This is a genomic window from Enterobacter cloacae complex sp. P40C2 (genome assembly GCF_014930695.1).
GTDB classification, from domain to species: domain Bacteria; phylum Pseudomonadota; class Gammaproteobacteria; order Enterobacterales; family Enterobacteriaceae; genus Enterobacter; species Enterobacter pasteurii.
Window position 1 is genome coordinate 69471 of sequence record NZ_JADBRP010000005.1, and the last position, 21037, is coordinate 90507.

Consider the following 21037-nt stretch of genomic DNA (forward strand, 5'->3'; position numbering starts at 1 on the left):
ATAACCCTATATTTCACAAGATTATTTTGCGGGTTCGTTTAGGGATCGTTCCATTACTTATCGTCCCGCAAAGGTATCATTTCAGTGCGAAATTATCGCCCTGAACAGGACGTAGCATTATGAAGACACATCCACAGTACGAACCCTGGCTGCAGGGCATGCTCATCATCGCGAAGCACTATCGGCTGGACTTTTCGGCTGAGCATGTTCGGGTAACGATTAACCACGAAAGTCAGTCGCCGCGCCAGCTGGTGCTGGAGGAGATGGCGCGCCAGCTGGGGCTGGGGATGCGTATGGCGGCGGCGGAAGCGGTCTCGCTCGATCCGTGGCGTTTGCCCCTGCTGGCGGAATTTACCGGCGGGCAGATTGCGGTGATTAACCGTATGGACAGCGACGGCAACGTCAGCCTGCAGTTTAGCGGCGACGGCGGCCTTGAGACGACGCTCACCCGCGAAGAGCTGGGGCCACGCCTGAAGGGGCTGATGGTGCTGCGCCCGCTGGAGTCCACGCCGGATGCCCGCGTAGACGAGTACATCAAACCGTACGAGAAGAACTGGTTCTGGCAGCTGGCGCTGAAGGACTGGCGGCGCTACGGCGACATCATGCTGGTGGCGCTGGTCGCTAACGTGCTGGCGCTCTCCGGGATGGTCTTTTCCATGCAGGTGTACGACAGGGTGGTGCCGTCGCAGTCGGAGGCCACGCTGTGGGTCCTGTTCGGCGGGGTAATGATTGCCATTGTGTTCGAGTTCATCATGCGCATGCTGCGGGTGCATATTTCGGACGTGGTGGGGAAACGTGCGGATCTGCGCATTTCTGAACGCGTGTTCGCCCACGCCCTGCGGATCAAAAACGGCGCTCGCTCAAGGTCGACCGGCTCGTTTATCGCCCAGATCCGCGAGCTGGAGTCGGTGCGCGAGCTGATCACCTCAACCACCATTGCGGCCATCTCCGATCTGCCGTTCTTCCTGCTGTTTGTCTTCATCCTGTGGATGATTGGCGGCCCGCTGGTGCTGGTGGTGCTGCTGGCCGTTCCGCTGCTGCTGATCCCCGGCCTGCTGGTACAGCGCCCGCTCGGGAAGCTGTCCACCGAGGGGATGCGCGAATCGGCCATCCGTAACGCCACGCTGGTGGAGGCGGTGCAGGGCATCGAGGACATTAAGCTCATGCGCGCCGAACAGCGCTTTCAGAACCAGTGGAACAACACCAACGACGTGGCTGCCAGCGTCGGCATGAAGCAGCGCTGGCTGACCGGGCTGCTGCTGACGTGGACGCAGGAAGTGCAGTCCATCGTGTATGCCGTGGTGCTGCTGGTGGGCTGTTACCTGGTGATCGCCGGCGACATGACCACCGGCGCGCTGGTGGGGACCTCGATTCTGGCCTCGCGCACCATTGCGCCGCTGTCGCAGATTTCCGGCGTGCTTTCCCGCTGGCAGTCGGCGAAGGTGGCGAGAAAGGGCCTGGACGACCTGATGCAGCGCCCGATTGACGATCCTCAGCAGGGCAAAAAGGTGCACAAAGCGCACCTGCGGGGCGACTACGCCCTCGACGACGTGGGCTTTTACTATGACGAAGAAGAGAAGCTTACCGTGCTGAGCATCAGCAAGCTGCGCATTCGCGCCGGGGAGCGCGTGGCGGTACTCGGGCGCAACGGCTCCGGGAAAAGCACCTTGCTACAGCTGCTGGCGGGCATGCAGGAGCCGCAGCAGGGCAGCATTCTGTTGGACGATATCGCGCTCAATCAACTGGACCCGGCCGACGTGCGCCGCGACATGCAGCTGCTGAGCCAGCAGGCGCGGCTGTTCTTTGGCTCCGTGCGGGACAACATCCTGATGGGTAACCCGCTGGCGACGGACGACGAGATCCACCAGGCGCTGGTCAACAGCGGCGCGCTGGAGTTTGTGCGTAAGCAGAAAATGGGGCTGAACTACATCATCAATGAAGGAGGCGCGGGGCTTTCAGGCGGCCAGCGTCAGGCACTGCTGCTGGCCCGCGCGCTGATCACGTCGCCGAATATTCTGCTGCTGGACGAGCCTACCGCCTGGCTGGATGAGGTGAGCGAAAAGCAGTTTATTCAGCACCTCAGGCAGTGGCTGGGCAAGCGCCGGACGCTGGTGGTCGCTACCCATCGTCTGCCGATTCTGGAGCTGGTGGACCGCATCATCGTGCTGGAAAACGGTAAAGTGGTGATGGACGGCCCGCGCGATGCCATCCTGCGCCAGCACGGCATGGCGCCGCAGCAGGCGCCCCAGCGTACCGTCAAACTGAAAGCGGAGGGCGTGGCATGAATGATTTCTCCCGTTTTAACAGCCGGCTGAAGGAGCCGCGCCTGCCGCGCTCCACGCTGGTGGCCTGGTCTCTGTTTGCCCTGCTGGCGGTCTTTATCATCTGGGCCAGCCTGTTCCAGCTCGATGAGGTGACGACCGGCAGCGGCAAGGTGATCCCCTCGTCCCACGAACAGGTGATCCAGTCCCTGGAAGGGGGGATTATTCACAGCCTGCTGGTGCGCGAAGGCGATATCGTCGAGCGGGGCCAGCAGCTGGCGCAGCTCGACCGCACCAAAACGGAATCCAGCGTGCTGGAGAGTGAATCCCGCCTGAATGCCGCGCTGGCAACCGCCGCGCGCCTGAAGGCCGAGGTAAACGATACGGCGCTGGCTTTCCCGGCGGAGCTGGACGATGACGTCGAGCTGGTTAAGCAGGAAACGGCGCTTTATCAGTCACGCCGCGAGAGCCTGGAAAAAGGGCTGGCCGGGCTGCGTCAGGGAGCGGCGCTGGTGCAGCGCGAGCTGGCGCTAACCCGTCCGCTGGTTGTGCAGGGCGCGGCCAGCAAGGTCGAAGTGCTGCGTCTTGAGCGCCAGAAGAATGAGCTTGAGAATAAAATCACCGAGATGAAGAACCAGTACTACGTTCGCGCGCGTGAAGAGCTGGCGAAGGCCAACGCGGAGATCGAAGCGCAGCGTTCCGTCATGAAAGGGCGCGAAGATTCGCTGACTCGTCTGACCTTCAATGCGCCGGTGCGCGGCATCGTAAAGGATATTGACGTGACGACGGTAGGCGGGGTGATCCCGCCAAACGGCAAGCTGATGAGCCTGGTCCCGCTGGACGACCAGATGGTTATCGAGGCGAAAATCTCCCCGCGCGACGTGGCGTTTATCCATCCGGGGCAAAAAGCGCTGGTGAAAATTACCGCCTATGACTACTCCATCTACGGCGGGCTGAAGGGCGAGGTGACGATGATCTCCCCGGATACACTCCAGGACGAGGTGAAAAGGGACGTCTATTACTATCGCGTTTATATCCGTACGGAGAGTAACCACCTGACGAACAGGCAGGGTAAAGCATTTCCGGTGTTTCCGGGCATGATAGCCACCGTCGATATCAAAACCGGCAGTAAATCGATTATTGATTATCTGCTGAAGCCGCTCAATAAGGCAAAAGAGGCGCTGCGCGAGCGATAAAAAAGGCGTTCAGCAAGCCGAACGCCGGGGAGATTAGTATGCGGACGTCATGCTGGGGGCATGGCGTCGTTCTTTTGGCACCACGTTGATGTAATGGGTGACATAGGCGAAATAGAGCCCGGCATAATTTTCGACAAGCTCAATAAATGCCGGGTAGACCGACATCCGGCCGTCGCCGCGATCTTTTAGATAACCCGCCTCCTGTGCCGACTTGATAATCCGGTTAACGTGAATACGCGACACAAAAAATTCTTTTGCCAGCGTGCTGGCTGAATACGCAATGGTCGCGCCGTGTGCGGTTTTATTATCAATGGCCTGTAAGTAGAGATACAGCATAATCATGCGGCCGCCATCTTTATCAATAAATAACCCAACCTCAGGAAGCACTTTTCTGAACGTTAATCCCCGGAAAAGATATTCCGCAGCCCGCCGGAAAAAGTTGTGTCGTAAAATGTCATTATCCAGCAGGTTAACGTTTATATTGAATGCCGGATAAAGAATGCTCACGGGCGTAAATGCCCCGGACATATAGCGCTTAAGCTCATCGAGTCCCTTATCCGTAGGGGCGATTTTTGTCTTTCGTCGATCTTCGGTGCAGCGCCAGGTCTTAATTCGCCCGGTGGTTTTCAGTATTGTGATGATCGCGATAACGCTGTTAGGGCTGGCGATATTATAGCGGGAGCACAATTCCTTAATTTCTGAAACTGACTCGGCCTGATTGCCAAAAACAAAACAACACATAGACAGTATTATATTGAAGCGTGATTCCTGAAGCATCGTCTTGTAGAACAGGGGCTGTTTTTTATAGATGGCGTCATTAATTCTGTAGTGCTCTTTTATGGCTTCGCTAAATCGCGGGTTGTGCTTAATGACATCCCGTCGATGTAACAAGGCCCTGGATGAGATATGATTATCCATAGCATTTTCTCTTTTTGTATGAGCCGATAAGATGAAGTGTCCGCTCTTCTTTTTCGGAATTTTCATTATACCTTGAGAAAGTCCCGGATACTTACGTTATATGAAAAGAAAGTTATATTTATACGGCTTATGGATGCGCCGGTTGATTAACCCAAAGATGTTCCGGTGCTTAACATTGATAACGGTTTATTAACCTTAGGGGGTGCGGTAAAATAATGTTGTGCAACGCGAATTATTGATTTTTATCCCCAGCGGGAATGACATCTTCATTCTCAGGAGCAGGTTATGCCTCAACATTTATCTTCACTGAACGACGCGTGTTCTGAGCAACGATTTGTTATTTCATCCTGCGCCTTTACCTTCCAGGGGTACAGCCAGCTCCTTCAGGCCCGTGGCGTAAACGTCACGCGCCTCCGTTTTGAAGAGGATGAGGTGTGTTCGGCTGATGTGAGTAAAATGGCATATAATCAATCAGTTACCATTTCTGTTTTTCTTGGTCGCGACGTTGCCGCCTTTCTTGAAAGCCTGAAGCGGCTGGTATCCGTGCTTAATGCGCTGCCTGATGTTTCCGGCGTCACGCTGTATGGCGCAGTGCCTGAAAGGTGGCTCTACGCCACGCTGAAAAGCCTCGTCAGTAATAAAAAAATGCTCTCCAGGATCCGCATAGCGAATATTTCAGAGGTCATAGATAAGTTAACGAATAATTCAAACGGCCAGGCACGTTCGTCACGCCTGTTGCGTGACGTTCCCGATAATGGAGAAAAAGAAAATGTGCATGGCTTAACGAAGCGTGAGCTGGACGTATTGCTGAACTTTTATCGTGGGGTTTCAATTAAGGCGTTATGCGTGAAGCTGGGCGTGTCGGATAAAACCGTCTATAGCCATCGTAAGGTGGGTTTAACCAAGCTGCATCTTATTCGGCTGTGGTTTAACGATTCGCGCGTATTCAGGGATGAAGTTTATATTGCGCCTGATAATCAGCAGGCCTTTTCAGAAGCGGAAGTGTCGGTATTACAGGCGCTGCACAAGCGGGAAATATTTGCGGCATATCAGATTATTACCGACGGTGATAAAAAAGGGGTAGGGTTTGAAATTTTGCTGCGCTGGAATAAAAACGGAGAAATTATTAAGCCGGGCCAGTTTCTTAGCGGTATAAAAAACGCTGAAATATGGCTAAAGCTGACGGCGCTGGCGATCCACGCTGCCGTATCCGGCATTAATAAATACAACGGTAAATATTATTTTTCGGTGAATATACCGCCCCAGCTGGCGTCCGGAAACGCGCTGCCGGGCATGGCGAAAAAGGCCGTTGAGATGTTACTTAAGGCTCAATGGGCCGAAAAGCTTGTCTTTGAATTAGCGGAAACCGTTGACGTCACGAAGGATAAAAATATACCCGAAACGCTTCAGCGCTTACGCAGCGCTGGCTGTCGTTTGTTTCTGGATGATTGTTTTTCACGAGATCACGCGATGTTTCCCGTCAGACAGGTTCACTTTGACGGTCTTAAGCTCGACCGGGATATCGTCGAGGCGTTTGTCGCTAACGATAATGAATATAATATTATTAAGGCAATACAGATTTATAGCGATCTGACGGGCGGGGAATGCGTTGCGGAAGGGGTGGACAGCGAGGAAAAATTTGAAAAGCTTGTCGCATTAGGCGTTAAGCGCTTCCAGGGATACTATTTTTCCCGGGCGGTAAAAGAAGAAGAGTTAGATCGTATGGTGCGATTATTTAGCTAGCGGTATGCTGGTGGAACAATAAAAGCAGGCTTTTAGTTAACCACCAGCATTTAAAACGGAGACTCACCGTTGATACAGATCGTTCTCAGATATCATCACGAGTAAAACCGACCACAATTTCAAGCGTGTTGCGAATAACGTCACAGGCATCAGGCTCTGGCGTAATTTCAAGAGCGTGAATAAGTTGCAGGATGATCTCTTTATTAGAAAGATTATCGCCGGTCAGCATAATGCAGCGGATGGCAGAGCCTAATACTTCAACCTCACCGCTGAGATGCGTTCCCGCATTCAGGAAATGTTCTGCCAGTCCTTTATCGTGCAGTGCTTCAAAGTTGTACGTCTGCTGCCTAAGCGCTTTACTCATGGTGGTCACCGTGTCGGTTAATATTAGTGTTTCTTGTCTGGGGCCAGAAGCGTGGTTTTGCTGAAGAGAGAGCGCATGCGGCCAATGTCATAATCCCCTATGACCCTTCCTCGATCCTGCGATACGCCGGTTACGCGCTGGCGCACTTCATCTTCAGCAGCAACCAATGCATTTTTACGTTCGTCATTTGATTCAACGGTAGCCATTGCCCGGAGGCGACTGGCAAGAGACGCAAAGGTAATCGGCCCGTTCTCTTTCAGGATTGATAAAACGGCCTCACCAATCAGGTCATCTTTGAGTCGTTCAAATTTAGTTCTATGCATAGCTTCAATCTCACTCTGCTACACGCGGCAGGCTGTAGCATGGGGTTAGTCATCGCGTTCGATATAGCTATTCTCGCTCAGCGTGCCTAACTTAGTAAGTTAAAAAACAGTGTTCAGGTTAACGCTCGAAGAAAAGGGCGATCAGACCGTTATAGTGTGCTTTCTCGACGTCCGAATTTGACTCCTCAATCCGGCGTAAGAGCTTTGTACAAATTGTCATTCTGCTCAGTTGTACATTTTCTTTAATGATTTCACTGACAATGGCGCCGAGCGTTTCCTGCTGTGTTGGCACGTTATCTTTGTTGAAATACAACGTGATAGCGCTTTCTGCTGTAGAGGGAGCATGGTTGCGACGCATAATTTTCCACCGTTAACAAACAATTGTGTAACATCACTGGAATGGAATTTATACTATTTAGTCAAATCTGTACATAGAAATTGTACAAGTTTGTTGTACAGAGCGTACATTTGACCCCAGAACTATCAGAATTAGGGGGGAGGAAAGGAGAGGGAGAAAGAAAAAGGCCCCGGAGGGCCTGATGTTATTTACGTCCCAGCAAAAGCCCCAGGACGATACCAACCGCACCTGCGGCGATTAAGCCGGTTAGCGGGTTGTTTCTGACGGCTTCAGTGACGTCCGAAACGGCATCGCTGGCCTGGGCCGCGTATTTTTTCGCCGCCCCCTTCACCTGGTGCTTAGGGGAATCAACGAACTCGCCAAACTGCTGCTGCGCAGAGCCGGACAATTCATCAAGTTTGTTTTTGGCTTTATCGCCAGCGTATTGTGCGTTTTTATCAGCGTCGATATCAGACATTCCTGCCTCCTTTTGTTGGTAGATTAAGGATAGTCGCTGATGGCGGAAATGAGAGATAAACCGCTGAAATCGGCAGCAGATTGCGCATTTTTAGGATATGTCTACCTTTCACTCTCTAACCTTCTACGAAATAAACCCGTATCCTTAATTAACAAAAGTTAATGTCTTAAAGGGGCGCCGGGATATAGGCCGGCCGCGAGCGCGAAATAACGACTCCATACGCAGCGGGAAAGCGGATTATTTCCGACCCTCGCGTTGGCGAAAGGTAGCGTAATAGCCAAGGGAAGCGCTCAGGCACAGCATATAGCCGAACGTTTCGCTACCTTCCTCAACGGCGTTTTTCACTACGCGAATATAGCCATGCTCCAGGATGGCGTGCCATAGCTCCTGCATGCCGAACAGGCGGGAGAAGACCAGCACGCACAGCAGGCCGCTCAGCAGAATGCCGTACCACGGCGATTGTGTATATTTTGCCAGCTGGTCCAGCGTTTCACGATAATGCATTAATGGGCGAATAAGCGCCGCCAGCGCGGTAATAAGGGCGAACCACACCCAGCTGCCGTGAGAAATAAGATCGAAAAGGGCATCCAGCTCGCGAATTAACATGCTCAGGAAAAAACCTCCCACGAGAATATTGCAGTAGCGCATGGGAACATACAGCTTTGCGAGCCGAAAATGGAGAAACACGATGGCCGCTAATACCGTTTCCTGCATGATTTCGGTCATTGATAATTCAGGGATGTCATGACCAAAAAAGTGCATGTCCACCCAAAGGCAAAGTACGCCAAGTGCGCAGGCGGCCGCTGCGCCAGCGAAGAATAAAAAGCTTTTTAGTACAATCATTAACACCACCATTTTGTTTATCGCGACTATGTTAGGTGACGAAAATGTTATTTCTGTTCACATCGTGCGTTATAAGTGCAAATTTTTAACATTACGAGCTAAATAGCCTCAGCGGTGGAGAACATATGCCGTAAATATCGTCTGTACCGTTTGGAAGGGTTACGCTCAATTCAAATATCTTTCTTATTGTTTACAGGTGAGCAACATGCAAGGTAGTATACCCCCCTATAGTATATGGAGGGCATATGCCACATTCACCTGAAGACAAAAAACGTATCCTCACGCGAGTGCGCCGTATTCGGGGCCAGGTCGATGCCCTCGAACGCGCCCTGGAATCGGGCGAGCCCTGCCTGGCTATCCTCCAGCAGATCGCGGCCGTGCGCGGTGCGGCGAATGGCCTGATGGGGGAGATGGTCGAAATTCACCTCAAAGATGAGCTGGTGACGGGAGAGACAACCCCGGATCAGCGGGCCGCGCGTATGGCAGAAATCGGCCATTTGCTGCGCTCTTATCTAAAATAAACCCACACACCACACAACAGGGGAAAGACATTATGAAATCTCGCGCAGCTGTCGCGTTTGGCCCAGGCCAGCCGTTGAAGATTGTTGAAATTGATGTGGCGCCGCCAAAAAAAGGCGAAGTGCTGATCAAAATCACCCATACGGGCGTCTGCCATACCGATGCGTTTACCCTGTCCGGTGAGGATCCGGAAGGGGTGTTCCCGGCGGTGCTGGGGCACGAAGGGGGCGGCGTGGTGGTGGAAGTGGGTGAAGGCGTGACCAGCCTTAAGCCCGGCGACCACGTGATCCCGCTGTACACCGCAGAGTGCGGCGAGTGTAAGTTCTGTAAATCCGGCAAAACCAACCTCTGTCAGGCCGTGCGCGCCACCCAGGGCAAAGGCCTGATGCCGGACGGCACCACCCGTTTCTCCTACAACGGTGAGCCAATCTATCACTACATGGGCACCAGCACCTTCAGCGAATATACGGTCTGCGCCGAGATCTCGCTGGCGAAAGTCAACCCGCAGGCGCCGCTGGATAAAGTCTGCCTGCTCGGCTGCGGTGTAACCACCGGTATCGGCGCGGTGCATAACACGGCGAAGGTAAAAGAGGGCGACACCGTGGCGGTGTTCGGCCTCGGCGGCATCGGCCTGGCGGTTATCCAGGGCGCGGTACAGGCGAAGGCGGGCCGTATCATTGCCGTTGATACCAACCCGGAGAAGTTCAGGCTGGCGGGTGAAATGGGCGCGACCGACTTTGTTAACCCGAAAGACTACGACAGGCCGGTTCAGGAGGTAATTGTTGAGCTGACCGACGGCGGCGTGGACTTCAGCTTTGAATGTATCGGCAACGTCAACGTGATGCGCTCGGCGCTGGAGTGCTGCCATAAGGGCTGGGGCGAGAGCATTATCATCGGCGTGGCTGGGGCTGGTCAGGAGATCAAAACCCGTCCGTTCCAGCTGGTGACCGGGCGCGTCTGGCGCGGCTCGGCATTTGGCGGCGTGAAGGGCCGTACGCAGCTGCCGGGAATGGTTGAAGATGCCATGGCGGGCAAAATTCAGCTCGATCCGTTCATCACCCACCGCCTGCCGCTGGATCGGATCAACGAAGCGTTCGATCTGATGCACGAAGGTAAATCCATTCGTACCGTTATTCACTTCGGCGACAACTAATTATTCTGCCAGCGGTTTTTGCCGCTGGCCTTTCTTCCCTGAACTTCTCTAAAGTGTGACCTGTCTGGCGCTTTTAGGCGTAATCTAATCCCCGGCCGTGCCGATGACTATTTTACAGGCGTGTTTTTACGCATCTTACCTATAAGAGAGTCGACGGTCATGGACAACACAACATCAATGCAGGCGCAGCACAGGCTGAGCTTTCTGCATCACATCCGGCTGGTTCCGCTGTTTTCCTCCATTCTCGGTGGCATTATTCTCCTGTTTGCATTGAGCTCGGGCCTGGCGGGCTATTTCCTGCTTCAGGCCGACAACGATCAGCAGGACGTCACGGCAGAAATCCAGGTGCGTACCGGCTTATCGAACAGCTCTAACCATTTACGCACCGCCCGCATCAACATGATCCACGCCGGGGCGGCGAGCCGTATTGCGGAAATGGAGGCGATGAAGCAAAACATCGCCGAGGCCGAAACCCGCCTGAAGCAATCGCAGGATGGATTTGCCGCCTACATGAAGCGCACCGTTCGCACTCCGGCGGATGAAGCGCTGGATGGCGATCTGAAAGCCCGCTACGACGCCTACATTGCCGGCATGCAGCCGATGCTTAAATACGCCAAAAACGGCATGTTTGAAGCCATCATCAACCATGAGAACGAAACCGCGCGCCCGCTGGACGATGCCTATAACGCGGTGTTGCTGAAGGCGATAAAAATTCGCACCGACCGCGCTAACGCCCTGACGGCGCAGGCACATAGCCGTACCCGGTTAGGTCTGATCTTCATGTTCGGCGCCTTTGGGCTGGCGCTGGCGCTGGCGGTGATTACCTTTGTGGTGCTGCGCCGCACGGTGATTAACCCGCTGCAGCGAGCCGCGACGCGCATCGGGAATATCGCGAAGGGTGATTTAACCCTGCCGGACGAACCGACCGGGCGCAGCGAAATCGGCCGCCTGACGCACGATCTGCAAACCATGCAGCACGCGCTGGTCACCACCGTGGGCACCGTGCGGCAGGGGGCGGAGGAGATCTACCGGGGTACCAGCGAGATTTCTGCCGGAAATACCGATCTCTCTTCCCGCACCGAGCAGCAGGCGGCGGCCATCGAACAGACGGCCGCCAGCATGGAACAGCTCACCGCGACGGTGAAGCAGAACGCCGATAACGCGCATCATGCGAGCAAACTCGCGGAAGATGCCTCCGGTAAGGCCAGCCGCGGGGGACAGATGGTTTCCGGCGTGGTGAAAACCATGGGCAACATCTCCACCAGCTCGAAGAAGATCTCTGAAATTACCGCCGTGATTAACAGCATCGCTTTCCAGACCAATATTCTGGCGCTCAACGCGGCGGTAGAAGCGGCGCGTGCGGGTGAGCAGGGGCGCGGCTTTGCGGTGGTGGCGAGCGAAGTCCGTACGCTGGCCAGCCGCAGCGCGAACGCCGCGAAGGAGATTGAAAGCCTGATTAATGAATCGGTGTCGCTTATCGATCAGGGATCCGGGGAGGTGGTTGCCGCGGGCAATACCATGAATGAGATCGTGGAGGCGGTTAAGCGCGTCACCGATATCATGCTGGAGATTGCGGCGGCGTCCGACGAGCAGAGCCGCGGCATCGTTCAGGTGAGCCAGGCGATTTCCGAGATGGATAAAGTGACGCAGCAGAACGCCTCGCTGGTGGAGGAAGCCTCCGCGGCGGCGGCATCGCTTGAAGAGCAGGGCGCACGTCTGACCGAAGCCGTCGGGGCGTTTCGTCTCGCCGGCTCGCGCGCAGGACGGCCCGCGACCGCTGCCCCGGCGGTAAAACCCGCGCCGCTGGCTCCGGCGGCTGCCGTTTCAGGGGATAACTGGGAAACGTTTTAGGTCAAAAAAACCCGCCCTCGCGGCGGGTTCTGAGCATCGCGTCAGAGAGGCATTGATTTTCGAATGGCGCTTAGCAGCGTTTGGGCGCCGTCGGAAAGCGGGGCGTCTACCCGCGTCAGGATCCCGATCGGTTCTCCCGCTCCGGGCGACGTGACCGGCAGCGCCGTAAGCACGCCGCGACGCAAATCGTCCTTCACCGCGCCGGACGGCACAAACCACACGTAGTCATAATCCACCGTGAGCTGGCGCGACAGCGACGCCGAAAGCGTTTCAATACACCCTGAAGGAAGCGTGCAGCCCTGCATTTGCAGCAGCGCTTCCGCATTCTGGCGCGGAACGGTCCCTTTTGGTGAGACCACCACCGGCCACTCCATGACGCGGCTCAGGGTCACGGTATCCTGCAGCAGCGGATGGTTTGGACGCACCACCAGCTTCAGTGATTCCAGGAACAGCAGCTCGTAGTTAAGGCCGCTCATCAGCTCCGGGTCGGACATCCGGCCGATACCCAAGTCAAGCTCGCCCGACTTCAGCCCAGCCAGCAGCATGGTGTTATTCATGGTCGCCACCTGGAGCGTGGCGTGCTTTTGCTGCCTGTGGAACTGGCCAATGGCGGCGGGAAGAATGCCCAGCGCCGCGGTGGGAAGTGCCCCCACGCGCACGATGTCGCTGGCAGGCTCTTCTTTGCGGTTCAGCGCCTGACCGGCGGTGTTGAGGGCATCCAGAACCTTAACGGCATGCGTCAGAAACTGTTCGCCCATAAGCGTAAGCTGCGCGCCCAGGCGACCGCGATCGAACAGCCGGGTTCCGGTAAGCTGTTCCAGTTCGTTCAGGGTTTTTGAAAGCGCGGGCTGGCTGAGGTTAAGGGTTTCAGCCGCTCGCCCCAGCGTTCCCTGTTGAGCGACGGCTACAAAAGTATGCAAATGGCGCAAGCGTATGCGCTGACTGAAAAGAGCATTTTTTTCCATAGGCGATGTTAAAAACAGAGCGACGCGAGTGACAAGTTAAGATGTTTGAATTTGATAACCTGATAGCAAAATATTTTTAACATTTGATCTATTTGAGTTACAACCGTTTTTCGAAAATGCCCATGCTTTGACCACTCGTCTGTCTGGATCACAATTCGTAAATTCTTCCCGACGAAAGGAACGGGCTTCTCTACACTCCAGGTAGTATTCACTGGAGGCATGACATCATGGCGAACACCATCACGGCTGATGATATTCGGGAACACTTTTCGCAGGCTATGTCGGCGATGTACCAGCAGGAAGTTCCGCAGTACGGCACGCTGCTGGAACTGGTGGCGGACGTTAACCTGGCGGTTCTGGAAAATAACCCACTTTTACATGAACAACTGGCAAATGCGGACGAGCTGGCACGCCTGAATGTTGAACGTCACGGTGCGATCCGCGTCGGTACCGCGCAGGAGCTTTCCACCCTGCGCCGGATCTTCGCCATTATGGGCATGTACCCGGTCAGCTATTACGATCTCTCCCAGGCGGGCGTTCCCGTCCACTCGACGGCGTTTCGTCCGGTTGAGGATGCCGCGCTGTGCCGCAATCCGTTTCGCATTTTCACCTCGCTGCTGCGCCTGGAGTTAATCGGGAACGCTGAGCTGCGCGAAAGGGCGGCGGCGATCCTCTCCCGCCGCAACATCTTTACGCCGCGCTGCCTTGAGCTACTCGACCTGCATGACGCGCAGGGACACTTTACCGCGGCGCAGGCGCGGGAGTTTGTGCAGGAGGCGCTGGAAACCTTCCGCTGGCACCGCCACGCGACGGTCGACAGGGAAACCTACCTGGCGCTGAGCAACGAACACCGCCTGATCGCCGACGTGGTCTGCTTCCCGGGTTGCCATATTAACCATCTCACGCCGCGCACGCTGGATATCGACCGGGTGCAGGAGCTGATGCCGAAATACGGTATTGAGCCGAAAATCCTGATTGAAGGGCCGCCGCGTCGAGAGGTGCCGATCCTCCTGCGCCAGACCAGCTTTAAGGCGCTGGAAGAGCCGGTACTTTTTGCGGGTGAACATAAGGGAACCCATACCGCGCGTTTCGGTGAAATTGAGCAGCGCGGCGTGGCGCTAACGCCGAAAGGCCGCGAGCTGTACGATAGCCTGTTGAATCAGGCGGGGACCGGCAAAGACAACCTGACCCATCAGCTTCACCTGCGCGAGGTATTCAGCGCCTTCCCGGACAGCGAAATGTTCCTGCGCCGCCAGGGGCTGGCCTACTTCCGCTATCGTCTGACCCCGACAGGCGAGGCGCATCGCCACGCGTTTCGTGCAGGCGACGATCCGCAGCCGCTGATCGAACGCGGCTGGGTCGTGGCGCAGCCTATCACCTATGAGGATTTTCTGCCGGTCAGCGCGGCGGGGATATTCCAGTCGAATCTCGGCAACGAAACGCAGGCGCGCAGCCACGGCAATGCCAGCCGCAACGCCTTCGAAGCGGCGCTGGGCTGTGCGGTGTATGACGAGTTTTCGCTTTACCAGGAGGCGGAACAGCGCAGTAAACAGCGTTGCGGTTTGCTCTGAAAACGTTACTCTGCTGGGGTGTGTTGGAAAAAGAAGGTTGATATGGAAAATCCCTCCGCCCCTGTAGTTGAAACGCGCCTGGGCGCACTGATTGGTTTTACTGAAGACGATACCCACGCGTGGTGCGGCATTCCGTATGCGGCACCGCCGGTTGGCCCGTGGCGCTGGCGCTCCCCGCGACCCGCTCCGCGCTGGGACGGCGTGCGCCAGGCGACGGCGTTCTCCTCCTCCAGCTGGCAGAGCAGCGAAGGGTGCCAGGAGCTGGGCGGCGGCGATCCCGGCCAGTTCTCTGAAGACTGCCTGTATCTCAACGTCTGGTCGCCCGCGTCGCGTACCGCTCCGCTGCCGGTGATGGTCTGGCTGCACGGCGGCGGGTTTACCCTCGGCGCGGGCGGGCTTCCTCCCTATAACGGCAGGGCGCTGGCGAGGCGCGGCGCGGTGGTTGTGACCATCAACTACCGCCTCGGACACCTCGGCTTTTTTGCCCATCCGGCGCTGGAGGGGGAAGAAGAGCGCGTGGTGCATAATTTTGCCCTGCTCGATCAGATCGAAGCCCTGAAGTGGGTGCGGGATAACATCGCCGCGTTCGGCGGCGACCCCGACAACATCACCCTGTTCGGCGAGTCCGCCGGCGCGCGCAGCGTGCTGTCGCTGCTGGCTTCTCCGCTGGCGGAAGGGCTGTTCCATAAGGCAATTGTGCAAAGCGGGTATACCCTGCCGGACACGCCGCGTGAGCAGGCGATGCGAAAAGGCGAAGCCATTGCCGCCCATTTCGGCTTTGAAAACGCCACCGCAGAGCAGCTTCGCGCGATCCCTCCTGAGGCGTTCTGGCCGCTTACCGCGCCGCTGAATATCGCCCCCGCGCCCATCGTGGGTGACTGCGTGCTGCCGGAAGCCATGCTCGACGTCTTTTTCGCGGCCCGTCAGCATCCGGTCCCGGTGATGGTGGGGTCGAACAGCGACGAAGCCAGCGTGATGTCGGTGTTTGGCGTCGATCTGGCCGGGCAAATCCAGAAGCTCCGCCGCGAGCGGCGCTTTGGCCTCGGGCTGATAAAGCTGCTCTATCCGGGCGTCAGGGGCGACGAGGAGTTGGGCAGGCAGGTGTGCCGCGATATGGCCTTTACCACCATGGGATACGTGGTGATGCAGGCGCAGCAGCGGGCGGGGGGCCTGTGCTGGCGCTACTGGTTTGATTATGTGGCCGAAGCGGAACACGCGACGTACGTTAACGGCGCCTGGCACGGCAACGAGGTGCCTTACGTGTTCGACACCCTCGGGCAGGTTGAGCCCTCGCGTCATTACGTGAACGAACGCGATCTGGCCTTCGCCGCTCAGGTGGCGGACTACTGGGTGAGCTTCGCGCGGGACGCGGGGAAACGTGACAGCCTGGCAGGACCGACGCGCTGGCCGGCCTGCCGCAAGGGGCGGGATGTACTGTTACGCATCGGCGTGAATAAACATGCAGGGTTCAGGCTTGAAAACCGCTTTATGCGCGCGCGCATGAGCCTCTTCAGGCGGGTGATGAAACACCACGTCAGCCTCGACTGAGCAGACAGTCACGAAACGCATCCAGCCCGTTCTCCGGGCCGGGTGCTTCACGCAGTACCAGCCGGTAGCTCGCGCCGGTCTTAATGCTCGTATCGTAAGGCCGCATCAGCCGCCCGGCGCGCACGTCCTCTTCCACCAGCGTTTCATCCGCAATGGCGACGCCCAGCCCCTGAATGGCGGCCGTAATCGCCAGATCCATGGTATCGAAGTGTTGATTTTTAAGCATGGCTTGCGCCGGGCGCGGCTGTTTCGCCAGCCATAGCGACCAGTCCGTTTTGTCCCGCGTCGGGTGAAGGAATGTGAGCGTTTCCAGCGCCGAACCGGCCCGCAGCGGGCTCATTACCGGGGTCAACGCCTCCTCGAACAGCAGATCGCCCGCGCTCATGTGCGTGCCAAACACAATCGCCGCATCGTAGGATTCGGTTTTGAAGTTGACGTTATGATCGTTGGTGGTAGTAAGCGCAATTTGCAGGTCCGGCTGCTCGCGCTCCACCTTCAGCAGGCGAGGAACCAGCCAGCGCATGGCGCAGGTTGGGGCCTTCAGGCGAATGACGGTCTGATGCGCCCGAGCTTGCTCGGCCACGTTCAGCAGCTGCTCAAACGCGGACTGTAGCTCCGGCAGCAGGGCGCTTCCCTGGGAGGAGAGGCGCAGGCCGCGCGCATGGCGTTCAAAAAGCGGGAACCCAAACCAGCCCTCCAGCGCGGCGATTTTACGGCTTACCGCCCCCTGCGTAAGGCAAAGCTCCTTCGCGGCGTGGGTCAGGTTCAGGTGACGCGCGGTCACCAGGAAAGCCTCTACGGCATTGAGCGGAAACGAACGACGCGACATACCTCACCTTAGCTATGCGTTTTAGTCATGGCTATTATGACAACAATTCGGTTGTCCCGACAGCGCAGTTGTTGTTTGAATAGTTATGCATTAACCATGAGAAGGGACAGAGGATGAGTTTACAAACGCCGGTGCAGACACGTTCCAAACTGCCAGATGTGGGGACCACCATTTTTACCGTTATCGGCCAGCTTTCTGCCCAGCATAACGCCATCAACCTTTCTCAGGGCGCGCCGAATTTTTCCTGCGACCCTAAGCTCATCGCCGGCGTGACCCGCGCCATGGAGGCCGGGCATAACCAGTACGCCTCCATGACCGGTCTGCAACCGCTCAGGGAGCGTATCGCGGATAAAATTGCCGCGCTTTACGGCACGCGCTATGACCCCTCCAGTGAGGTGCTGGTGACCGCCAGCGCCAGCGAAGGGCTCTATTCGGCCATCAGCGGGCTGGTTCATCCGGGCGATGAGGTGATCTATTTCGAACCGTCCTTTGACAGCTACGCGCCGATTGTCCGGCTGCAGGGGGCGACGCCCGTCGCCATTAAGCTCACGGTGCCGGATTTTGCCGTGAACTGGGATGAGGTTCGCGCGGCGATCACCCCGCGGACGCGGATGATCGTCGTTAATACGCCGCATAACCCGAGCGGACAGGTGTTCTCGGCACAGGACCTGCACCAGCTCGCGGCGCTTACGCGCAATACCGACATCATCATTTTGTCTGACGAAGTGTATGAGCACGTCGTTTTTGACGGCGTTCCGCACCACGGGATGGCTACGCACCCGCAGCTGGCGGAGCGCAGCGTCATTATCTCTTCTTTCGGAAAAACCTATCACGTGACCGGCTGGCGGGTGGGTTATTGTGTGGCACCCGCGGCGCTGATGGATGAGATATGCAAAGTCCATCAGTTTTTGATGTTCTCTGCCGATACGCCAATGCAGCACGCCTTTGCAGAGCACATGACCGATCCGCAAACCTGGCTGTCTCTGGCGGCGTTTTATCAGCGCAAACGCGATCTGCTGCAAAGTTTACTGGCCGAGTCTCCCTTTACGCTGCTGCCCAGCAAAGGATCGTTCTTCCTGCTGGCGGATTACAGCGCCTTCAGCAGCGAGCGGGACAGCGACATGGTGCAACGGCTGATCGTCGAGTGCGGCGTTGCCACGATTCCGCTGTCGGCGTTTTACGCCGACGGCACGGACAATAAGTTGATTCGTCTCTCTTTTGCGAAAGATGAGGCGACGTTACGGGCTGGTGCCAGGGCTCTGTGCCGGGTTAAACCACGTTGAGCCTATCCCATCAGGATCTGAGGAGTTTGAGATGAAATTACGCGCGTTAGTTATCGGCATGGGACTGCTGTGTTCGTTTTCGTCCTTCGCGGCCACCGAGCTGCGTTACGGGCTGGAGGCGGAATATCCGCCGTTTGAAAGCCGCAATGCCTCAGGCGAGCTGGAAGGGTTTGACGTAGAGCTGGGAAACGCCATCTGTAAAGCCGCCGCGCTGAAGTGCAGCTGGGTGGAAACCTCGTTTGATGCGCTGATCCCGGGCCTGGTGGCGAAAAAGTTCGACGCCATCAACTCGGCGATGAACATCACCGGGCAGCGCCGCAAGAGTATTGATTTCACCCAGCCAATCTACCGCATTCCCTCCCAGCTGGTAGGCAAAGCCGGCTCGGCGGTAGAGGCCACGCCGGAAGGTCTGAAGGGCAAAACCATCGGCGTTCTTCAGGGTTCCATTCAGGAAACGTACGCCAAAGAGCACTGGGAAAAGCACGGTGTCACCGTGGTGTCTTATAAAGATCAGAACATGGCGTGGGGCGATCTGCTGAATGGCCGCATCGATGCCTCGCTGGTGATGTCCGCGGCCGGGCAGGCAGGTTTCCTCAGCAAGCCGCAGGGTAAAGGGTTTGGCTTTATCGGCAAACCGGTGTCGGACGACACCATCCTCGGCAGTGGTATCGGCTTTGGGCTGCGTAAGGGGGATGAGGCCACCAAAAAGCAGCTTGACGCCGCAATTGATAAAGTACGTGCCGACGGCACGATCGCTAAACTGGCTGATAAGTACTTTCCGGGTATCGATGTCAGCGTAAAATAACCGCCTCGTTTGTCCCGGCTGTCGATGTCCAGCCGGGACACTTTTAATACGCTTCATCCTTCATGCTGCCTCTGTGCTGCCTTCGTCTGCTCACCCCAGTCACTTTCTAAAGTAAGCTCCTGATGATCCACAGACCTGTCGCCTTGATCCAGCATGAATGATTTTGCGTATTTACTGTTTTTTACACCACTTTCAGGCCGTTCTGGTCGACAGAAAATATTTCTCAGTTTGTTCAGATAATCACCCGCCAACAATTGGATTCTTAACCGTTTTTGTTTAGGCTGTGCGTTCTTTCTTGCCGTCATTTCGCCGCGCGCGAAACGCACTCACACGACCATAAGGACGTTTTCTCAGGCATGAATCGCAGACGTTTTCTCAAAGGTTCCCTGGCAATGGCTGCCCTGAGCGGCACTTCTGGCCTTGCTTCTCTGTTTTCCCAGGCGGCGTATGCTGCTGATTCCGACATTGCGGACGGTCAGAGCCATCGCTTTGACTTCACCGTCCTGCAATCCATGGCGCACGATCTGGCGAAAACCCCGTGGGGCGGTGCGCCGAGTCCGCTGCCGGAAACGCTGGCGACCATGACGCCGCAGGCGTACAACGCCATCCGTTACGATGAGAAGCAGTCCCTGTGGAATAATATTGAAGGCCGTCAGCTGGACGCCCAGTTCTTCCATATGGGGATGGGGTTCCGTCGCCGCGTGCGCATGTTCTCGCTGGATCAAAGCACCTCACTGGCGCGTGAGATCCATTTCCGTCCCGAGCTGTTCAGCTACGGCAATACGGGCGTGGACACTAAACAGCTTGAAGGGCAGAGCGATCTCGGGTTTGCCGGATTCCGCGTCTTTAAAGCGCCCGAGCTGGCGCGGCGCGACATCGTTTCGTTCCTGGGCGCAAGCTACTTCCGCGCGGTAGATGATACCTACCAGTACGGCCTTTCCGCGCGCGGTCTGGCGGTAGATACCTTTACCGACACGCCGGAAGAGTTCCCGGACTTCACCTCCTTCTGGTTTGAAACCGTCAAGCCGGGGGATACGACCTTTACCGTTTACGCGCTGCTGGACAGCCCGAGCATTACCGGTGCCTATAAGTTCGTGATCCACTGCGAGAAGAGCCAGGTGATTATGGACGTGGAAAACCATCTTTACGCGCGCAAAGACATCAAGCAGCTCGGCATCGCGCCGATGACCAGCATGTTTAGCTGCGGCAACAACGAACGCCGCATGTGCGACACCATCCATCCGCAGATCCATGACTCGGATCGTCTGGCGATGTGGCGCGGCAACGGCGAGTGGATCTGCCGTCCGCTGAACAACCCGCAAAAACTGCAGTTCAACGCCTTCCAGGATAAAAACCCGAAAGGCTTTGGCCTGCTGCAGCTTGACCGCGACTTCTCCCACTATCAGGACGTGATGGGCTGGTACAACAAGCGCCCGAGCCTGTGGGTGGAGCCGCGCAATAGCTGGGGCAAAGGCTCCATCGCGCTGATGGAGATCCCGACCACCGGTGAAACGCTGGATAACGTGGTCTGCTTCTGGCAGCCGGAAAAAGCGGTAGAAGCGGGAGATGAGCTGAACTACAAATACCGTCTTACCTGGAGCGCGCAGCCTCCGGTGCGCTCGCCGCTGGCGAACGTCTACGCGACCCGCACCGGCATGGGCGGCTTCCCGGAAGGCTGGGCGCCGGGCGAGCACTACCCGAAAGTGTGGGCGCGCCGCTTTGCCATTGATTTCGTCGGTGGCGATCTGAAGGCCGCCGCGCCGAAGGGCATTGAGCCGGTGATTACCCTTTCCAGCGGTGAAGCGAAGCAGGTGGAGATCCTCTACGTCGAGCCGTTCGACGGGTATCGCATTCTGTTTGACTGGTATCCAACCTCTGACGCTACCGAGCCGGTAGATATGCGCCTGTTCCTGCGCTGTCAGGGCGACGCCATCAGCGAAACCTGGCTGTATCAGTACTTCCCGCCAGCGCCGGACAAGCGTAACTACGTTGACGACCGGATCATGCGCTAGCTTTGTGAAACCGTGCCGGGTGGCGCCACGCTTACCCG

20 protein-coding genes are annotated in these 21037 nt (G+C 56.8%); 11 read left to right on the forward strand and 9 right to left on the reverse strand.

The annotated features are described in order from the left end of the window. The first annotated feature begins 119 nt into the window (after window positions 1-119). A complete protein-coding gene (locus IM304_RS11265) occupies window positions 120-2285 on the forward strand; it encodes a type I secretion system permease/ATPase (RefSeq protein ID WP_193355073.1) in 2166 nt (721 codons plus the stop codon). Next, a complete protein-coding gene (locus IM304_RS11270) occupies window positions 2282-3457 on the forward strand; it encodes an HlyD family type I secretion periplasmic adaptor subunit (protein WP_148419482.1) in 1176 nt (391 codons plus the stop codon). The genes IM304_RS11265 and IM304_RS11270 overlap by 4 nt, the downstream gene beginning before the upstream one ends. Window positions 3458-3490: 33 nt before the next feature. Here the strand turns inward: IM304_RS11270 and IM304_RS11275 are convergent, their stop codons facing one another. Continuing rightward, window positions 3491-4375 carry a MarR family transcriptional regulator gene (locus tag IM304_RS11275; protein WP_176611220.1) on the reverse strand — a complete coding sequence of 295 codons (885 nt, stop codon included), beginning with the start codon at window positions 4373-4375 and terminating at the stop codon, window positions 3491-3493. 285 nt (window positions 4376-4660) lie between these two features. Between IM304_RS11275 and IM304_RS11280 the strand changes: the two genes are divergently transcribed. Beyond that, window positions 4661-6118 (forward strand): EAL domain-containing protein, encoded by a 1458-nt coding sequence (locus tag IM304_RS11280; protein ID WP_193355074.1) that lies wholly within the window; start codon window positions 4661-4663, stop codon window positions 6116-6118. 85 nt (window positions 6119-6203) lie between these two features. On the opposite strand, the gene IM304_RS11285 is transcribed toward IM304_RS11280, so the two are convergent. From IM304_RS11285 to IM304_RS11305, 5 genes are all read right to left on the reverse strand, one after another. After that, window positions 6204-6482 carry a biofilm development regulator YmgB/AriR family protein gene (locus IM304_RS11285; protein WP_148419484.1) on the reverse strand — a complete coding sequence of 93 codons (279 nt, stop codon included), beginning with the start codon at window positions 6480-6482 and terminating at the stop codon, window positions 6204-6206. 23 nt (window positions 6483-6505) lie between these two features. After that, window positions 6506-6805, reverse strand: a complete 300-nt coding sequence (locus IM304_RS11290; protein WP_148419485.1) for a hypothetical protein — start codon at window positions 6803-6805, stop codon at window positions 6506-6508. Between the two features lie 118 nt (window positions 6806-6923). Further along, complete coding sequence (gene ycgZ / locus IM304_RS11295) at window positions 6924-7163, reverse strand: regulatory protein YcgZ (RefSeq protein WP_193355075.1); 240 nt, start codon at window positions 7161-7163, stop codon at window positions 6924-6926. A gap of 184 nt (window positions 7164-7347) precedes the next feature. Then, window positions 7348-7620: a YqjD family protein gene (locus IM304_RS11300; RefSeq protein ID WP_148419487.1), complete on the reverse strand. Its 273-nt coding sequence runs from the start codon at window positions 7618-7620 to the stop codon at window positions 7348-7350. 237 nt (window positions 7621-7857) lie between these two features. Next, a complete protein-coding gene (locus IM304_RS11305) occupies window positions 7858-8463 on the reverse strand; it encodes a transporter (RefSeq protein WP_193355076.1) in 606 nt (201 codons plus the stop codon). 245 nt (window positions 8464-8708) lie between these two features. Here IM304_RS11305 and IM304_RS11310 point away from each other — a divergent pair, with 245 nt between their 5' ends. The 3 genes from IM304_RS11310 to IM304_RS11320 all read left to right on the forward strand — a co-directional run bounded on the left by IM304_RS11310 (window position 8709) and on the right by IM304_RS11320 (window position 11986). Further along, window positions 8709-8984, forward strand: coding sequence for a metal/formaldehyde-sensitive transcriptional repressor (locus tag IM304_RS11310; RefSeq protein WP_193355077.1), 276 nt, complete (start codon window positions 8709-8711; stop codon window positions 8982-8984). Window positions 8985-9016: 32 nt separating this feature from the next. After that, window positions 9017-10135, forward strand: coding sequence for an S-(hydroxymethyl)glutathione dehydrogenase/class III alcohol dehydrogenase (locus IM304_RS11315; RefSeq protein WP_148419490.1), 1119 nt, complete (start codon window positions 9017-9019; stop codon window positions 10133-10135). 159 nt (window positions 10136-10294) lie between these two features. Continuing rightward, window positions 10295-11986, forward strand: coding sequence for a methyl-accepting chemotaxis protein (locus IM304_RS11320; protein WP_193355078.1), 1692 nt, complete (start codon window positions 10295-10297; stop codon window positions 11984-11986). A 41-nt stretch (window positions 11987-12027) separates the two neighbouring features. On the opposite strand, the gene IM304_RS11325 is transcribed toward IM304_RS11320, so the two are convergent. Beyond that, window positions 12028-12951: a LysR substrate-binding domain-containing protein gene (locus IM304_RS11325; protein ID WP_148419492.1), complete on the reverse strand. Its 924-nt coding sequence runs from the start codon at window positions 12949-12951 to the stop codon at window positions 12028-12030. Between the two features lie 227 nt (window positions 12952-13178). On the opposite strand from IM304_RS11325, the gene IM304_RS11330 reads away from it, so the two are divergent. Together IM304_RS11330 and IM304_RS11335 are read left to right on the forward strand one after the other, a co-directional pair. Beyond that, a complete protein-coding gene (locus IM304_RS11330; RefSeq protein WP_193355079.1) occupies window positions 13179-14522 on the forward strand; it encodes a VOC family protein in 1344 nt (447 codons plus the stop codon). A gap of 42 nt (window positions 14523-14564) precedes the next feature. Beyond that, window positions 14565-16070: a carboxylesterase/lipase family protein gene (locus IM304_RS11335; protein ID WP_193355080.1), complete on the forward strand. Its 1506-nt coding sequence runs from the start codon at window positions 14565-14567 to the stop codon at window positions 16068-16070. On the opposite strand, the gene IM304_RS11340 is transcribed toward IM304_RS11335, so the two are convergent. Beyond that, window positions 16057-16899 (reverse strand): LysR family transcriptional regulator, encoded by an 843-nt coding sequence (locus tag IM304_RS11340; protein ID WP_193355081.1) that lies wholly within the window; start codon window positions 16897-16899, stop codon window positions 16057-16059. The genes IM304_RS11335 and IM304_RS11340 overlap by 14 nt on opposite strands. 113 nt (window positions 16900-17012) lie before the next feature. Here IM304_RS11340 and IM304_RS11345 point away from each other — a divergent pair, with 113 nt between their 5' ends. Both IM304_RS11345 and IM304_RS11350 read left to right on the forward strand, forming a co-directional pair. Further along, window positions 17013-18182, forward strand: a complete 1170-nt coding sequence (locus tag IM304_RS11345; RefSeq protein WP_193355082.1) for a pyridoxal phosphate-dependent aminotransferase — start codon at window positions 17013-17015, stop codon at window positions 18180-18182. 31 nt (window positions 18183-18213) lie between these two features. Beyond that, complete coding sequence (locus IM304_RS11350) at window positions 18214-18987, forward strand: transporter substrate-binding domain-containing protein (RefSeq protein WP_148419497.1); 774 nt, start codon at window positions 18214-18216, stop codon at window positions 18985-18987. A 53-nt stretch (window positions 18988-19040) separates the two neighbouring features. Here the strand turns inward: IM304_RS11350 and IM304_RS11355 are convergent, their stop codons facing one another. Continuing rightward, window positions 19041-19313: a hypothetical protein gene (locus IM304_RS11355; protein ID WP_193355083.1), complete on the reverse strand. Its 273-nt coding sequence runs from the start codon at window positions 19311-19313 to the stop codon at window positions 19041-19043. Between the two features lie 30 nt (window positions 19314-19343). Here IM304_RS11355 and IM304_RS11360 point away from each other — a divergent pair, with 30 nt between their 5' ends. Continuing rightward, a complete protein-coding gene (locus IM304_RS11360) occupies window positions 19344-20999 on the forward strand; it encodes a glucan biosynthesis protein D (protein ID WP_193355084.1) in 1656 nt (551 codons plus the stop codon). Window positions 21000-21037 lie beyond the last annotated feature (38 nt).

Excerpts from the sequence above, each read along its gene's own strand:
- ycgZ (WP_193355075.1), bottom strand. The coding sequence starts at position 7,163 with ATGCGTCGCAACCATGCTCCCTCTACAGCAGAAAGCGCTATCACGTTG.
- IM304_RS11310 (WP_193355077.1), top strand. The coding sequence starts at position 8,709 with ATGCCACATTCACCTGAAGACAAAAAACGTATCCTCACGCGAGTGCGC.
- IM304_RS11345 (WP_193355082.1), top strand. The coding sequence starts at position 17,013 with ATGAGTTTACAAACGCCGGTGCAGACACGTTCCAAACTGCCAGATGTG.
- IM304_RS11270 (WP_148419482.1), top strand. The coding sequence starts at position 2,282 with ATGAATGATTTCTCCCGTTTTAACAGCCGGCTGAAGGAGCCGCGCCTG.
- IM304_RS11330 (WP_193355079.1), top strand. The coding sequence starts at position 13,179 with ATGGCGAACACCATCACGGCTGATGATATTCGGGAACACTTTTCGCAG.
- IM304_RS11360 (WP_193355084.1), top strand. The coding sequence starts at position 19,344 with ATGAATCGCAGACGTTTTCTCAAAGGTTCCCTGGCAATGGCTGCCCTG.
- IM304_RS11325 (WP_148419492.1), bottom strand. The coding sequence starts at position 12,951 with ATGGAAAAAAATGCTCTTTTCAGTCAGCGCATACGCTTGCGCCATTTG.
- IM304_RS11335 (WP_193355080.1), top strand. The coding sequence starts at position 14,565 with ATGGAAAATCCCTCCGCCCCTGTAGTTGAAACGCGCCTGGGCGCACTG.
- IM304_RS11305 (WP_193355076.1), bottom strand. The coding sequence starts at position 8,463 with ATGATTGTACTAAAAAGCTTTTTATTCTTCGCTGGCGCAGCGGCCGCC.
- IM304_RS11340 (WP_193355081.1), bottom strand. The coding sequence starts at position 16,899 with ATGTCGCGTCGTTCGTTTCCGCTCAATGCCGTAGAGGCTTTCCTGGTG.
- IM304_RS11320 (WP_193355078.1), top strand. The coding sequence starts at position 10,295 with ATGGACAACACAACATCAATGCAGGCGCAGCACAGGCTGAGCTTTCTG.
- IM304_RS11265 (WP_193355073.1), top strand. The coding sequence starts at position 120 with ATGAAGACACATCCACAGTACGAACCCTGGCTGCAGGGCATGCTCATC.
- IM304_RS11350 (WP_148419497.1), top strand. The coding sequence starts at position 18,214 with ATGAAATTACGCGCGTTAGTTATCGGCATGGGACTGCTGTGTTCGTTT.
- IM304_RS11315 (WP_148419490.1), top strand. The coding sequence starts at position 9,017 with ATGAAATCTCGCGCAGCTGTCGCGTTTGGCCCAGGCCAGCCGTTGAAG.
- IM304_RS11280 (WP_193355074.1), top strand. The coding sequence starts at position 4,661 with ATGCCTCAACATTTATCTTCACTGAACGACGCGTGTTCTGAGCAACGA.
- IM304_RS11300 (WP_148419487.1), bottom strand. The coding sequence starts at position 7,620 with ATGTCTGATATCGACGCTGATAAAAACGCACAATACGCTGGCGATAAA.
- IM304_RS11285 (WP_148419484.1), bottom strand. The coding sequence starts at position 6,482 with ATGAGTAAAGCGCTTAGGCAGCAGACGTACAACTTTGAAGCACTGCAC.
- IM304_RS11275 (WP_176611220.1), bottom strand. The coding sequence starts at position 4,375 with ATGGATAATCATATCTCATCCAGGGCCTTGTTACATCGACGGGATGTC.
- IM304_RS11290 (WP_148419485.1), bottom strand. The coding sequence starts at position 6,805 with ATGCATAGAACTAAATTTGAACGACTCAAAGATGACCTGATTGGTGAG.